The 13,728-nt window shown below is 46.3% G+C and carries 15 protein-coding genes; 8 read left to right on the forward strand and 7 right to left on the reverse strand.

Annotation, left to right across the window (positions count from 1 at the left end; translation table 11 throughout):
- Window positions 1-37: 37 nt before the first annotated feature.
- Complete coding sequence (locus PQQ36_RS12405; RefSeq protein WP_273661580.1) at window positions 38-820, forward strand: DUF547 domain-containing protein; 783 nt, start codon at window positions 38-40, stop codon at window positions 818-820.
- A gap of 84 nt (window positions 821-904) precedes the next feature.
- Here the strand turns inward: PQQ36_RS12405 and djlA are convergent, their stop codons facing one another.
- Window positions 905-1,768 (reverse strand): co-chaperone DjlA, encoded by an 864-nt coding sequence (gene djlA / locus PQQ36_RS12410; protein WP_011078738.1) that lies wholly within the window; start codon window positions 1,766-1,768, stop codon window positions 905-907.
- A 147-nt stretch (window positions 1,769-1,915) separates the two neighbouring features.
- Between djlA and lptD the strand changes: the two genes are divergently transcribed.
- From lptD to apaH, 6 genes are read left to right on the forward strand one after another with little or no spacing between them, the layout of a single operon-like run.
- A complete protein-coding gene (gene lptD, locus PQQ36_RS12415; protein WP_011078739.1) occupies window positions 1,916-4,246 on the forward strand; it encodes an LPS assembly protein LptD in 2,331 nt (776 codons plus the stop codon).
- Between the two features lie 50 nt (window positions 4,247-4,296).
- A complete protein-coding gene (gene surA, locus PQQ36_RS12420; RefSeq protein WP_011078740.1) occupies window positions 4,297-5,583 on the forward strand; it encodes a peptidylprolyl isomerase SurA in 1,287 nt (428 codons plus the stop codon).
- A complete protein-coding gene (gene pdxA / locus PQQ36_RS12425; RefSeq protein ID WP_072604211.1) occupies window positions 5,576-6,562 on the forward strand; it encodes a 4-hydroxythreonine-4-phosphate dehydrogenase PdxA in 987 nt (328 codons plus the stop codon). Before surA ends, pdxA begins: the two co-directional genes overlap by 8 nt.
- Window positions 6,559-7,365 carry a 16S rRNA (adenine(1518)-N(6)/adenine(1519)-N(6))-dimethyltransferase RsmA gene (gene rsmA, locus PQQ36_RS12430; protein WP_011078742.1) on the forward strand — a complete coding sequence of 269 codons (807 nt, stop codon included), beginning with the start codon at window positions 6,559-6,561 and terminating at the stop codon, window positions 7,363-7,365. Before pdxA ends, rsmA begins: the two co-directional genes overlap by 4 nt.
- A 60-nt stretch (window positions 7,366-7,425) precedes the next feature.
- Entirely contained in the window at window positions 7,426-7,806 is a 381-nt protein-coding gene (gene apaG / locus PQQ36_RS12435) for a Co2+/Mg2+ efflux protein ApaG (RefSeq protein WP_011078743.1), read from the forward strand.
- 14 nt (window positions 7,807-7,820) lie between these two features.
- On the forward strand, window positions 7,821-8,630 hold the full coding sequence (gene apaH / locus PQQ36_RS12440; protein WP_061059100.1) for a bis(5'-nucleosyl)-tetraphosphatase (symmetrical) ApaH: 810 nt from the start codon (window positions 7,821-7,823) through the stop codon (window positions 8,628-8,630).
- Here the strand turns inward: apaH and folA are convergent.
- From folA to rplU, 6 genes are all read right to left on the reverse strand, one after another.
- Window positions 8,627-9,115, reverse strand: a complete 489-nt coding sequence (gene folA, locus PQQ36_RS12445) for a type 3 dihydrofolate reductase (protein ID WP_072604214.1) — start codon at window positions 9,113-9,115, stop codon at window positions 8,627-8,629. The genes apaH and folA overlap by 4 nt on opposite strands.
- A gap of 9 nt (window positions 9,116-9,124) precedes the next feature.
- Window positions 9,125-9,601: a threonine/serine exporter family protein gene (locus PQQ36_RS12450; RefSeq protein WP_011149394.1), complete on the reverse strand. Its 477-nt coding sequence runs from the start codon at window positions 9,599-9,601 to the stop codon at window positions 9,125-9,127.
- Window positions 9,589-10,356 carry a threonine/serine exporter family protein gene (locus PQQ36_RS12455; protein WP_045618435.1) on the reverse strand — a complete coding sequence of 256 codons (768 nt, stop codon included), beginning with the start codon at window positions 10,354-10,356 and terminating at the stop codon, window positions 9,589-9,591. Before PQQ36_RS12455 ends, PQQ36_RS12450 begins: the two co-directional genes overlap by 13 nt.
- Before the next feature lie 159 nt (window positions 10,357-10,515).
- Complete coding sequence (gene cgtA / locus PQQ36_RS12460) at window positions 10,516-11,682, reverse strand: Obg family GTPase CgtA (protein WP_011149392.1); 1,167 nt, start codon at window positions 11,680-11,682, stop codon at window positions 10,516-10,518.
- Window positions 11,683-11,837: 155 nt separating this feature from the next.
- Window positions 11,838-12,095: a 50S ribosomal protein L27 gene (rpmA, locus tag PQQ36_RS12465; RefSeq protein ID WP_011078749.1), complete on the reverse strand. Its 258-nt coding sequence runs from the start codon at window positions 12,093-12,095 to the stop codon at window positions 11,838-11,840.
- A 20-nt stretch (window positions 12,096-12,115) separates the two neighbouring features.
- Window positions 12,116-12,427 (reverse strand): 50S ribosomal protein L21, encoded by a 312-nt coding sequence (gene rplU, locus PQQ36_RS12470; RefSeq protein ID WP_000271393.1) that lies wholly within the window; start codon window positions 12,425-12,427, stop codon window positions 12,116-12,118.
- 271 nt (window positions 12,428-12,698) lie between these two features.
- On the opposite strand from rplU, the gene ispB reads away from it, so the two are divergent.
- The gene (gene ispB / locus PQQ36_RS12475) at window positions 12,699-13,670 is read left to right on the forward strand and encodes an octaprenyl diphosphate synthase (RefSeq protein WP_045618437.1); all 972 of its coding nucleotides are present in this window, start codon (window positions 12,699-12,701) and stop codon (window positions 13,668-13,670) included.
- The last annotated feature ends 58 nt before the right edge of the window (window positions 13,671-13,728 follow it).

Here is a 13,728-nt window from a genome sequence, read left to right on the forward strand (position 1 = left end):
AAACTAAAACACTATGCTTTGTAGAGGATATTTCCCGATGCGACGATATTTACTGCTGATTTTCACCTTATTTTCTGTTGCGAGTTACGCGGCACCAAAGTCGGATCTTTGGCCATATTGGCAACCATCCGACGAGCAGAGCACCATCAAAGTGTCTCATCAAGCTTGGCAAACACTGCTCGATCGCTATTTGATTCGCCAAGGCGAAAATACACTTTTTCACTATGCCCAAGTGTCGACACAAGACCACCAGGCTCTTAAACAATACCTTGCTACGCTGGCTAAGCAAAATCCGCTGATACTCAACCGCGCAGAGCAATATGCCTATTGGGTGAATCTCTACAATGCGATTACCGTTGATCTTATCCTCGACAATTATCCGCTCACGTCTATTACCAAGTTAGGTGGCTTGTTTAGCTTTGGACCGTGGAATGAAGAAGTCATCACCATCAATAGCAAGCCATTAACGCTCAACGACATCGAACATCGTATTTTGCGCCCGATCTGGAATGATCCTCGCACCCATTATGCGGTCAATTGCGCCAGCCTAGGTTGTCCTAACCTGCAACCGCAAGCCTTTACAGCCGATAACACGCCGGCTTTGCTCGATGCGGCAGCGAAAGAGTTTATCAATAGTGCCAAAGGCGTATCACGACAAGGTAATAAAGCGCAGCTCTCTTCAATATACGATTGGTTTGCGGATGATTTTGGTGGAAAAGCGGGATTATTTTCCCACATTGGCCGCTATGCGCCACAGTATCAAGATTTTTCTGGTCAAATCGAGTACGACTATGACTGGAATCTCAACCAAGCCCAATAAACGCAGAAAGGCCGAAATACGGCCTTTCTCTCTTTACATGAATGAGAAAAAACAGGCGATCTCATCGTCCTGTTTTTTTGTTGGTTACTTGAAGCCTTTTTCTTTCTTAATAAGATCGTAAGCACTTTGAATTTCTTGCGATTTTTCTTTCGCCATATTCATCATTTCTGGCGGTAGACCTTTTGCCATCAATTTATCAGGGTGGTGCTCATTCATTAACTTACGATATGCGCGCTTCACCTCTTTGCCATCGGCATTGGCGTCAATGCCCAAGATCTTATAGGCATCCGCGAGACGGTCAGTTTGCGACGCTTGCTGCCAGCCACCGTGAGAAGATGAGTGATGAGATTGATGCTGTTGTCCCCCAAATCCGCCCTGACGTTGGAAACGAAATGCCGCTTCTTGCATCTGCAAACGACGCTCGAGCTGTTCAGACGAAAATCCTAAACCTCGCGCAATCTTGTGCAATACATTTCGTTCACTTGGATGCACATCGCCATCGGCAAAAGCCGCAGAGATCTGTAATTCCAAAAAGAACTGCAATAAATCAAAACGGCCACTAGTGGCAATTTTAACTCTCTCTAAGACTTGTTCCAGAGGGAAATCACGTTCTTTACCTTCACGAAACGCATCTTGCGCTGCTCTGCGCTGTTCGCCATGCAAGCTCATTCGATCCATCATTGCACTGGCAAGTTGGATCTCTTCCTTGGTGACTTGGCCTTTTGCTTTAGCTACATGCCCCATAACAGCAAAAGCGGACTTAAAAAACTCCTCTTGTCGCTGAGCTTGACTTGGTCCTTGGCCAAAACCTGCGGTTTTAAAGCCCGCTTGACTCAAGCGTCGTGCTTTGTCGAACTGGTGACCAATAAATAAACCGAACAGCGCCCCAAACACCCCGCCGAACAAAAAACCAAAAAAGGCACCAAGAATTTTGCCAAAAATCTGCATTTGTGAGTTCTCTATCTATGAATTTTTCCCGTCATTGACGGTCATATAGTGCTGGAAGCACGGATTTCCTTTATGATAAGGCAATCATTTTTTCACCATGGCCATCATAGAGCCATCGAGCAGCAGTGACATAGGATAGTTCCTTTAATGCAACATTTCTCCCGGACATTTTTAGCGGCTTCAATTGCCACCGCTCTGTTTGCCCCCTACGCTCAAGCTGAAGCGATATTAAACAACAGTGTGCAGGAAATGCCCACTACAGATCAATGCTTGGTCGACGCTGAAAAAAATGATGCGAATGCTGAAATCGTGATTCAAGCGGATAACCTGCAAGCCATCAATGGTGACAAAGCCATTTACTCGGGCGATGTTGAAGTCACTCAAGGCAACAAAAAAATTACGGCAGAATCGGTCACCTTGCATCAACAAGAAAACATTGTTGTGGCAGAAGGTAATGTCACTTTCAATGATGGCGAAGTCAAAGCAAGCTCTAGCAAAGTCACCAATAATATGACGTCAGAGACCTTCTCGCTAGAAAATACTGAATATCAGTTTCTTTGCCAGCAAGGACGAGGCCAAGCTGCCTACATCGCAAAAACAGGCCAAGCGGTTTACGAATTAGAAGATGGCTCTATCACCTCTTGTCCTGCGGATGACAACGCATGGCGTTTGGTCGCATCCAGTATTGAAGTTGATCAAAATGAAGAAACCGCAACGTTCTACCACCCACGGTTTGAAGTGCTCGACGTACCGGTTTTTTATGCTCCCTACCTTACTCTACCGATCGGCAATACTCGTAAAACGGGTTTTCTTTTCCCATCAGTGAACTATGGTTCTAGCGATGGTTTAGAAATCGAAGTTCCTTTCTACTGGAACATTGCACCTAACTACGATTTAACGCTCACTACACTCTACATGCAACAGCGTGGGGTGAAGCAAGATGCTGACTTCCGCTATCTAAGCGATGGCTGGGGGGCTGGTGAACTCAAAGGTGAATACTTACCTGGGGATGAAAAATACAACGATGAAGATCGTTGGGGTTATCAGTACAAACATGATGGCATCATCAATAAGCAGTGGTTGGTTTCTCTCGACTACTCTCAAGTCAGTGATATCGATTACTTCCGGGACTTGAGCTCCGATCTAGGTAACCGAGAAGACGGTCAACTGATGCAACAAGGCAAAGTGGCTTACCGCTCAGACTTTTGGGATATGTCGCTGCAAGTGCGAGATTTCCAAATCTTATTGCAAGATAACAATCAACCTTATCGACTGCTGCCGCAGGTGAAGTTCAACTTTTACACTCCACTGCTTGGCAATTATCTCAACTTTGACGTTAAAAGTGAGTTAACGCAATTTGACATTCAAGATGCCTCGAAACCGAATGCACTGCGTGCGCACGTAGAGCCAGGTTTAACCATTCCCCTCTCGACCAGTTGGGCAACATGGACGACCGAAGCACGTCTTTTAGCCACCTACTATCAGCAAGATCTTGATAGATTAACCGACCCAACGCTGAAGTCTCAGTTGGATGAAACCGTTGCGCGTGTCATTCCTGAATACCGCTCTCATGCTCGTATTTATCTTGAGCGTGAAGCGAAACTCTTTGAAGGCTACACGCAAAGTTTGGAGCCACAAATTCAGTACCTCTATGTACCGGAAGAAGAACAGGGCAATATCTACAACTACGATACGACGCTGCTACAAACCGATTATTACGGCCTCTTCCGCAGTCGTAAGTACAGTAGTATCGACAAAATCGCCGCAGCAAACCAACTGAGTTATGGTGCCAGTACTCGCTTCTTTGACGATGAGTACAAAGAGCGTTTGAACATCTCTTTCGGTCAAATTTACTACATTGACAAGAAAACCAAATTGACTGGTAACCAAGAAGAAACGTCAAACTATTCCTCTTGGGCCGTAGAGACCGATTTCAACTACGAAGACTTTTTGTTCTATCACGGAGGCATCCAATACGACATCGATCTCAATGCGATGCAGTTGGCCAACAGCACCTTGGAATACCAGTTTACCGATGGCTTTATTCAAGGTAATTATCGCTATGTCACCAAAGATTACATCGAAGATACCATCAGCTTTGATGAGTTAGACAAGATTACCCGCAAAGGCATTTCACAAGCGGGGATTGTTGGGGCCTACAATATTAATCGCCATTGGTCTGCGAGCGGTCAGTATTATTACGATTTGACCGAAGAGATCGACTTGGAATGGATGGCTAGTTTGCGTTACCAATCAGATTGTTGGTATATCGGTTTTACTTACACCAACCAATTAGTGAAATGGCGCAATGATGTGGTCGGCGGCGATAGTAACAATCCGGTCTACGATACCAACATTAGCGTAAACTTTGGTATTCAAGGTTTTGCTACTAAGAACAAAGCAGAAACTGCTGCAAAAGAATTGGATAGCACAGATAACGCGATTACCTACGGTCGCCCTTTCTATCTGAATAATTAGTACTTTTGATGACCTTATCGAAAGAGACAAAACGTTATATGGATTACAAAATGAACATTTGGAAAACCCTTTTACTTGGCATGCTGGTCACTGGCAGCGCCGTTTCTGCTCCTGTTGAGCTAGATAAGGTCGCCGTGATCGTCAACGATGGTGTGATCTTACAAAGTGATATTGATACCGCGACCAAAACCTTGCGCGCTAACGCGAAAAAAAGCGGACAAGCCCTACCCGATGCTGACGTGCTAAACGAACAAATCGTCGATAAATTGATCATCGATACACTGCAAACACAAGAAGCCGACCGCATTGGCGTGCGCATTGATGATACACGTCTCAATCAAGCAATTGAGGAAATCGCACGCAACAATAATCAAACCATCGACGAACTCTCGGCGGCCATTGCCAGCGAAGGAGTGAGTTACGCAGAGTTTCGCGAACAAATTCGTAAAGAGATGGCGGCATCTGAAGCACGAAATGCCTTGGTGAGACGTCGTATCAATATTTTGCCGGCAGAAGTGGATAACCTCGCTGAACTGCTATCGAAAGAAACCAACGCTAGCGTTGAGTATCGTATTGGTCACATTCAGTTGCGTTTTACTGATGGGCAAGACAAATCGGCCTTGGAAGCACAAGCGAAAGAGCTAGTTGAAAAGCTCAAGCAAGGGGCTGATTTCAGCACCATGGCTTACACTTATTCCAAAGGACCAAAAGCACTGCAAGGCGGTGATTGGGGTTGGATGCGTAAAGAAGAGATGCCAACCATTTTTGCTGACCAAATCAAGATGCAAAATAAAGGCAGCATCATTGGTCCATTCCGCAGTGGTGTTGGTTTTCATATTTTAAAAATTGAAGACGTAAAAGGGTTGGAAACCGTTGCGGTCACTGAGGTGAATGCACGACATATTCTGTTAAAACCAACGGTTATTTTGAGCGATGAAGGTGCTCAGCGCGAACTGAATGAGTTCATCCGTCGAATTCGCGCAGGCGAAGCAACCTTTGGTGAGTTGGCGCAGCAATACAGCCAAGACCCAGGTTCCGCAGCACAAGACGGTGAACTGGGCTATCAAACACCCGACCTCTATGTGCCCGAGTTTAAGCACCAAGTTGAAACATTGCCGGTAGGAACCATCAGTGAACCCTTTAAGACCGTGCATGGCTGGCATATTGTTGAAGTGCTTGACCGCCGTGAAGTCGACCGCACCGACTCTGCGATGAAAAATAAGGCCTATCGCATCCTCTTTAATCGTAAATTCAACGAGGAAGTCGGCGCTTGGATGCAAGAGCTTCGAGCAGGTGCGTTTGTCGAAATCATCAACGAGGAAGAAAACGATGGTTAAACGCTTAGTGGTGACAGCTGGAGAACCCGCTGGCATTGGTCCCGATCTTGTTCTCGCTTTATCAAAAGAGCATTGGCCACACCAGTTAGTGGTGTGTGCAGATAAAAAAATGCTCGCCCAACGTGCAGAGCAATTGGGGATTAACGTTACCCTGCTTAATTATGATGCTTCAACTGCCCCCTCCCCCCAACAAGCGGGGACATTAGTGGTCGAGCATATCGATATGCCGAGCACTTGTGTGGCAGGGCAGCTCAATGAAGAGAATGGTCATTATGTATTAAAAACGCTGGAAAGAGCCGCTTTAGGCTGTATGAAAAGCGAATTTGATGCTATTGTCACCGGCCCTGTTCACAAGGGGGTGATTAACCGAGCTGGGGTTGCTTTTAGCGGCCATACCGAGTTTTTTGCCGAGCTATCAAACACGCCTCTTGTGGTCATGATGTTAGCCACCGAAGGCTTAAGAGTAGCGCTTGTCACGACACATATTCCATTGGCGTATGTGTCGAAAGCGGTCACTGCAGAGCGATTGCAGAAGATCATCGATATTTTGCATCGCGACTTAGTAGAAAAATTCGCCATTGCCGAGCCTAAGATTTACGTGTGTGGACTAAACCCGCACGCAGGAGAGGACGGATGCTTAGGCCGTGAAGAGATTGAAACCATCACGCCGACGCTGGAAAAAATTCGTCAAGAAAAAGGAATCCATCTGCTAGGCCCATTGCCAGCAGACACCATTTTCAATGAAAAATATTTAAACGATGCCGATGCTGTTCTAGGAATGTATCACGACCAAGTCTTGCCTGTGTTGAAATACAAGGGATTTGGTCAGTCGGTCAACATTACTCTTGGTCTACCCTTTATAAGAACATCGGTAGATCACGGAACTGCACTCGATTTAGCCGGGACTGGCCAAGCGGATACAGGGAGCTTCCGAACAGCACTTCAGCATGCGATAGAACTGGTAGAGAAAAAACAATGAGAAATGATGTCCATATGGGGCACAAAGCGCGTAAACGCTTTGGTCAGAACTTCCTTAACGATCCATACATTATTGATGGTATCGTCTCGGCCATTAACCCAAGACCGGGACAAAACCTGGTTGAAATCGGTCCTGGTTTAGGCGCGATTACCGAGCCAGTTGGCCGCGAAGTGGACAAATTCACCGTTATCGAGCTCGACCGAGATTTGGCGGAGCGCCTTCGTACCCATCCCGAATTGGCAGACAAACTGACGATTCATGAGGGCGATGCGATGCGTTTTGATTTCACTCAATTAGTGAAACCAAACAATAAATTACGTATTTTTGGTAACCTGCCGTACAACATCTCAACGCCGCTGATGTTCCACCTATTTGAATTTCATAAAGACATTCAAGATATGCACTTTATGTTGCAAAAAGAAGTGGTGAACCGCCTTGCTGCAGGTCCGGGTAGCAAAGCCTATGGTCGTCTAACGGTGATGGCACAATACTACTGTAAAGTGGTGCCCGTGTTGGAAGTGCCACCAACGGCATTCGTTCCACCACCAAAAGTCGACTCAGCGGTGGTTCGCCTCGTTCCTTACGAGACCTTACCTCATCCAGCGAATAACCTGCAATGGCTAGAACGCGTCTGTCGCGAAGGCTTTAACCAACGCCGCAAAACCGTGCGTAACTGTTATAAGTCGCTGATGAGTGAGCAAGTTCTTGAAGAACTCGGGGTAAACCCTGGCATGCGTCCAGAGAATCTGACGCTGCAGCAATTTGTGGCGATGGCAAACTGGCTGGATGCTAACCATAAATAAATCTATCGGTATGAGAGTGAGCATAGACTCACTCTCTGCTTTTCCAAACACGGAGTCAGCATGGACGTATCTCAACCCCGTATTCAAATTCAAGTTCACACCAAATACGTCGAAGAACAATCCAATCCTGAACTTGCTCGCTATATCTTCGCTTACATCATTACCATTAAAAACCACAGTTCTGAGAGCGTACAACTGCTTAGTCGACGCTGGTTGATCACCGATGCCAATGGCAAACAGATCTCTGTCGAAGGCGATGGCGTCGTCGGCCAACAACCGTTTATCGACGCTGGTGATGAGTACACTTACAGCAGTGGCACCGCATTAGACACCCCAGTTGGCGTCATGCAAGGTCAATACATCATGCACGACGCTCAAGGCAAAGAATTTGTCGTCGAAATTGAACCTTTCCGCCTCGCGGTTCCCAACATTCTTAACTGATTTGAGGCAATAATTTGGCAAACTATATTGTTGGAGACATCCAAGGCTGTTTTGATGAATTGATGCTGCTATTAGCGCAGTGCCAGTTCGATAAAAACCAGGATACACTCTGGGTCGCTGGTGATTTGGTCGCGCGCGGACCAAAATCATTAGAAACACTGAGATTTATCAAATCACTCGGCAACAGTGCCAAAGTAGTTCTGGGTAACCACGATCTCCATCTCATTGCCGTATCTCTGGGGATTCGCAATAACAAAGCCAAAGACAAAACAGCGCCAATTTTTGCAAGTGAAGATGGTAATGAACTCCTCCACTGGCTGCGCCAGCAACCGCTTCTTGCAGAACATCCCGAATTTGTCGTTTGCCACGCAGGCATCTCGCCTCAATGGGATCTTGCGACAGCACGTTTGTGTGCCGAGGAAGTAGAAAGCCTGCTGCGCAGCGAAAATTACCGCTGGCTGATTGAGAACATGTACTGTAACCAACCTGATCTCTGGCAGGACAATCTCTCCGGCTTGGATCGCTACCGTTACATCATCAATGCCTTTACACGCATGCGCTTTTGCTTCACCGATGGGCGTTTGGATATGGATTGCAAACTGCCACCATCAGAAGTAAAAGAAAGCGAACTGATGCCCTGGTTTAAATTGCCACAGCGTCGATCACTTGAGAAACCCGTTTTATTTGGTCATTGGGCGGCTTTAGAAGGTTATATTAGCGAAGAAGTGATTGGATTGGATACAGGCTGCGTTTGGGACGGCAGCCTGACTATGATCCGCTGGGAAGACAAACAAGTATTTAGTCAGAAGGCACTAGCAAACTAGCAATTATCTCTTTCTAAAATAACAAAATCCATCGCGTAGCCATTTTTCTCATCAGCAGAATAATGTTCGCGATGGCTCTCATACCATTGCTCCCCCCAATCAGGAAACTGAGTATCACCATCAATAGTGGCATCGATAAACGTCAGATAAAGTTTGTCTGCTTTTGGTAAACACTCAGCGTAAATTGAACCGCCACCGATGATCATCACTTCATCCACATTCCCCGCTAACGCTAAGGCATGCGCAATCGAGTTGGCCATAGTGACCCCCTCAATAACCAAGCTTTCGTCACGACTAATCACTATATTCAATCGCCCTGGCAACGGACGTCCGATCGAATCATACGTTTTACGCCCCATCACGACCGGTTTCCCCATCGTGCAGCGTTTGAACCAAGCAAAATCTGCGGGAAGATGCCAAGGCATCTGGTTATCTTTACCAATGATTCTTTGCTTTGCCATCGCGGCAATCATACTGATGATCATCTCTCTTCCTTACACTATTGGTCTGCGGCGGTAGAATAACAGCCCAGGAACGGCAAGGCCAACCGCCAGTCCCGCAATGATGAACATCGCTTTTAAAAAGTTTTCCATACAAACCGCCACCAACTCTGGGGTATAGCCAAGATGATTGATCTCCACCATTGCGATCATGGCTTTAAAAGTGAATACGCCGGGAACCATTGGAATCAATGCAGCGACAGTAAACACCTTCGGGTGCGCCAACAAACGCCGTGACCAGTACACCCCAATCATCCCGACTAAGGTAGCTGCAAAAAACGTCGCCCATTCAATCGGAATGCCAAATTTCATCATTAAATATCGACTGCCATGACCAATGGCTCCGCCGAGCGCACAATAAATTAACGCTCTCGGTGGCACATTGAACACCAATGCAAACCCAACCGCAGGAATCGCGGCAAAAAACATATCGTTGAGTAAACCGACTAGCAATTCCATTAGCTCGACCATCCCCAAATACCCGTTACACTCATCGCCGCGACAATCCCTAAGCTGGTCGCCAACGTCAGTAAACTCGCCATAACGAAGCGAGCAATACCCATATTGATATGGCCTTTCAGCATATCCGCAACCGAATTAATCAATGGGAAGCCAGGAACCAGCATTAACACAGAAGACGCCATCACCACCGTCGGCAAGTTGCCAATTTCAAGAATGACCGCTTGTGCAGAGATAAGGGTGGTCACGAACGCCGTTGCAGCAAAGTTCAAAAGTGGGTTGAAATGACGATGTCCAATTTCTTGACGAACGATCATGCCGCAAGCCGAAGCCAAAAATGTCATAGCAAACACGGCCCAATCTCCCCCTGCTAAACGAGCAAAAGAGGCGCAAGAGATGCCGATCATAAACACCACCAACCAGCGGTTGTAACGCTCTGGACTGATATTATTCAGTTTTCTCTGAGCCATCATCGGATCAAGCACCCCTTTTTCCATCATGATGCAAATCCGCTGAATCTCGGTGACCGCTTTCATATTGATACCACGATCGACGCAGCTCCGCGTGGTGGTAATGCAGTGACCATCCATCACAGTGGTGACAACCAATGCGTTGGCAGAGAGCGCCACTTCGACTTCACTGACGCCAGATGCAATACCAATGCGGCGCATAATATCGCCCACCAAGGTACTTTCCGCTCCATGCGCTAATAACATCTGCCCCGCTTGTGCGACCAGCCGAGAGATGGCTCGCTGTGTTGATGCCATAACAACTTCCTAATTCCTTTTAATCGGACCTGTTAATTGAAACAAAAGGCAAAAGCGCCTCGAAAAACAAATATTCTGCCCGAAAAAAATCGGACTAAACATGATTTAGATGCAAAAAAGCCGCAAATAATATTGCGGCTTTTAATGGTAATATCTCGATTACTCACGAACGTAGATAACGTGACCGTCATCTTCTTCATCGTCCCAGTCATCCCAGTCGTCATCATCTTCAGTGATAACTTCGCCTTGATTTGCATCTGGGTGGTAATCCCACATGAAGTTCACTTTCTCTTCTTCAGAGACTTCTTGCTCTTCACGTGGCAACTGTTCCATAAAGTCAGCGAGTTTGTAACAAAGCTCTTTAGTACCCTGGCGATTTACCGCAGAGATCTTGAAGTATTGCTCTTCCCAGCCTAGCGCATCAATCACTTCTTGAATGATCTCATCCGCTTGCTCTTCGCTAACAAGATCCACCTTGTTAAATACTAACCAACGAGGTTTATTGGCCAATTTCTCGCTGTATTGCTCTAACTCATCAATGATGGTCAGCGCATTTTGTACAGGATCCGATTGATCAATTGGGAAAATATCGATCATATGCAGCAGTACACGACAACGTTCTAAGTGTTTAAGGAAACGAATCCCCAAACCAGCGCCATCAGCCGCACCTTCAATCAACCCTGGAATATCAGCAACAACAAAGCTTTTCTCAGGAACAACACTCACAACACCGAGACTTGGGATCAAGGTAGTAAACGGGTAATCCGCGACTTTCGGTTTCGCTGCAGAGACAGCGCGGATGAAGGTTGATTTACCAGCATTCGGCAAACCTAACATACCCACATCAGCCAATAGCAATAGCTCCAAACGCAATTCGCGAATCTCACCTTTTGTACCCATGGTTTTCTGACGTGGCGCGCGGTTCACTGACGATTTAAAACGCGTGTTACCTAAACCATGCCAGCCGCCTTTGGCGACCATGACTTTCTTTCCGTGCTCAGCGACTTCCGCCACAATTTCATTAGTATGAATATCGACTGCACGTGTACCAACTGGCACGCGTAAAGTAATGTCTTTACCACGTTTACCGGTACAGTTACCACCACTACCGTTTTGGCCACGCTCCGCTTCATAGAAGCGTTGAAAACGGTAGTCAATCAGCGTATTTAAGTTTTCGTCAGCTTGGATGTATACATCACCACCGTCACCACCGTCGCCGCCATCTGGGCCACCTTTGGTCACGAATTTTTCACGCCAGAAACTTACAACACCGTTTCCGCCGTCGCCAGCTTGAACTTTAATTACCGCTTCATCAACGAATTTCATTTCTTACTCCGGCTACTTTCGCCCGTAAATCAATATCACTACATTTTAGCAGATGACAGATCGAAGACACCATGAGAGGGTGTTTTGAATATGTCGACTGCAATAAAAAACCCCACCATTACGGCAGGGTTTTTCGATTCTGCTAGAAACCTAAATTACTCAGCTTCGATGCTTACGAATTTACGGTTTTTAGGACCTTTCACTTCGAACTTAACTTTACCGTCAGTTAGAGCGAATAGAGTGTGGTCTTTACCTAGGCCAACGTTGTTACCAGCGTGGAACTGAGTACCGCGTTGACGAACGATGATGTTACCTGCAAGAACAGATTCACCACCAAAACGTTTTACACCCAGACGTTTGCTTTCTGAGTCGCGGCCGTTACGAGTAGAACCACCAGCTTTTTTGTGTGCCATTGTTAAACTCTCCTAATAGATTACGCGTTGATACCAGTGATTTTCACTTCCGTGAACCACTGACGGTGACCTTGTTGCTTACGAGAGTGCTTACGACGACGGAACTTAACGATTTTAACTTTATCGCCACGACCGTGTTGTACAACTTCAGCAACTACTTTACCGCCCTCTACTAGAGGAGCACCAACTTTGATGTCTTCGCCGTTAGCAACAAGAAGAACTTTATCAAATTCAACAGTTGCACCAGTTTCAACGTCTAATTTCTCTAAACGAAGAGTTTGACCTTCGCTTACACGGTGTTGTTTACCACCAGATTGGAAAACAGCGTACATATTTTACTCCGCTCTTTCCGCACAGCCTATGCCTATATTTTGTGCAATAAGGGTGTGCGCTAAACTAATCATCAATAGGGCGCAGATTCTACAGAAAGGATCTCCCTATGACAAGCCATATTTTGAAAAAATTGGCGAAAAGCTAATCGCCAAATAAAAGTGCGGCAATCATGCCCTTTAGTAATGTATTAATCAATGTTTTTTAGTGTATTATTCGACAATTATACAAATCGATTAAGCCTTGCAGGGTCTAACTTCAGCCGGATATACGATGGATTTTAAAACTATCCAAGCGCTTACTGCCGATGACATGGCAAAAGTGAATGAAACAATTCAAGCCCAACTCAATTCTGATGTCTCTTTAATCAATCAACTTGGTTTTTATATCATCAGTGGTGGTGGCAAACGTCTTCGCCCTCTTTTGGCCGTGCTTTCAGCGCGAGCGTTAGGCTATCAGGGTAATGCTCACACAACCGCAGCCGCTTTCATCGAGTTTATTCATACCGCAACCTTGCTGCACGATGATGTGGTGGATGAGTCGGATATGCGTCGTGGCAAAGCCACCGCTAACGCTGCCTTTGGCAACGCTGCCAGCGTTTTGGTTGGTGACTTCATCTACACGCGCTCTTTTCAGATGATGACAGAGCTAGGATCCATGAAGATCCTGAAGCTCATGAGCGATGCCGTTAACATCATTGCGGAAGGGGAAGTATTGCAGTTAATGAACTGTAACGATCCCGATACCACTGAAGAAAGCTACATGCAGGTGATCTACTCTAAGACCGCACGCCTGTTTGAAGCCGCAACACAGATTGGTGCCATACTCAATGATGCTCCGGCGGAAGTCGAAACCGCACTGCAAAATTATGGCAAGTATCTCGGTACCGCATTTCAGTTGATCGATGATGTGATGGATTACACTTCAGATGGCGAAGAAATGGGCAAAAACGTTGGGGATGATCTCGCTGAAGGCAAACCTACTCTGCCCTTGTTACATGCCATGCGTCATACCAATGCAGAAAACGCGCAGATGATCCGCGAAGCGATCGAGAATGCCAATGGGATGGAACGTCTAGATGACATTCTGGCCGTAATGCAACAAGCAGGTTCGTTGACCTATACTGAAACAAAAGCAATGGAAGAAGCCGATAAGGCCATTGCAGAATTACAGGTATTACCTGAGTCTGAATACAAGCAAGCATTGATTGCACTTGCACATATGGCGGTCAAGCGCAGCAAATAGTAAGAGCAAAGAAAGGGAGCAATTGCTCCCTTTCTTCTTTGTTGAGTCGAATACTATC

It is taken from the genome of Vibrio sp. CCUG 15886 (assembly GCF_028570825.1).
Classification (GTDB): Bacteria; Pseudomonadota; Gammaproteobacteria; order Enterobacterales; family Vibrionaceae; genus Vibrio; species Vibrio vulnificus_B.

What these genes read in the sequence shown, in the direction of transcription:
- rpmA (WP_011078749.1), bottom strand. Translation starts at nt 12,095, where the DNA reads ATGGCACACAAAAAAGCTGGTGGTTCTACTCGTAACGGCCGCGACTCA.
- rplU (WP_000271393.1), bottom strand. Translation starts at nt 12,427, where the DNA reads ATGTACGCTGTTTTCCAATCTGGTGGTAAACAACACCGTGTAAGCGAA.
- apaG (WP_011078743.1), top strand. Translation starts at nt 7,426, where the DNA reads ATGGACGTATCTCAACCCCGTATTCAAATTCAAGTTCACACCAAATAC.
- pdxA (WP_072604211.1), top strand. Translation starts at nt 5,576, where the DNA reads ATGGTTAAACGCTTAGTGGTGACAGCTGGAGAACCCGCTGGCATTGGT.
- PQQ36_RS12450 (WP_011149394.1), bottom strand. Translation starts at nt 9,601, where the DNA reads ATGGTCGAGCTAATGGAATTGCTAGTCGGTTTACTCAACGATATGTTT.
- folA (WP_072604214.1), bottom strand. Translation starts at nt 9,115, where the DNA reads ATGATCATCAGTATGATTGCCGCGATGGCAAAGCAAAGAATCATTGGT.
- rsmA (WP_011078742.1), top strand. Translation starts at nt 6,559, where the DNA reads ATGAGAAATGATGTCCATATGGGGCACAAAGCGCGTAAACGCTTTGGT.
- surA (WP_011078740.1), top strand. Translation starts at nt 4,297, where the DNA reads ATGAACATTTGGAAAACCCTTTTACTTGGCATGCTGGTCACTGGCAGC.
- PQQ36_RS12405 (WP_273661580.1), top strand. Translation starts at nt 38, where the DNA reads ATGCGACGATATTTACTGCTGATTTTCACCTTATTTTCTGTTGCGAGT.
- PQQ36_RS12455 (WP_045618435.1), bottom strand. Translation starts at nt 10,356, where the DNA reads ATGGCATCAACACAGCGAGCCATCTCTCGGCTGGTCGCACAAGCGGGG.
- ispB (WP_045618437.1), top strand. Translation starts at nt 12,699, where the DNA reads ATGGATTTTAAAACTATCCAAGCGCTTACTGCCGATGACATGGCAAAA.
- lptD (WP_011078739.1), top strand. Translation starts at nt 1,916, where the DNA reads ATGCAACATTTCTCCCGGACATTTTTAGCGGCTTCAATTGCCACCGCT.
- djlA (WP_011078738.1), bottom strand. Translation starts at nt 1,768, where the DNA reads ATGCAGATTTTTGGCAAAATTCTTGGTGCCTTTTTTGGTTTTTTGTTC.
- cgtA (WP_011149392.1), bottom strand. Translation starts at nt 11,682, where the DNA reads ATGAAATTCGTTGATGAAGCGGTAATTAAAGTTCAAGCTGGCGACGGC.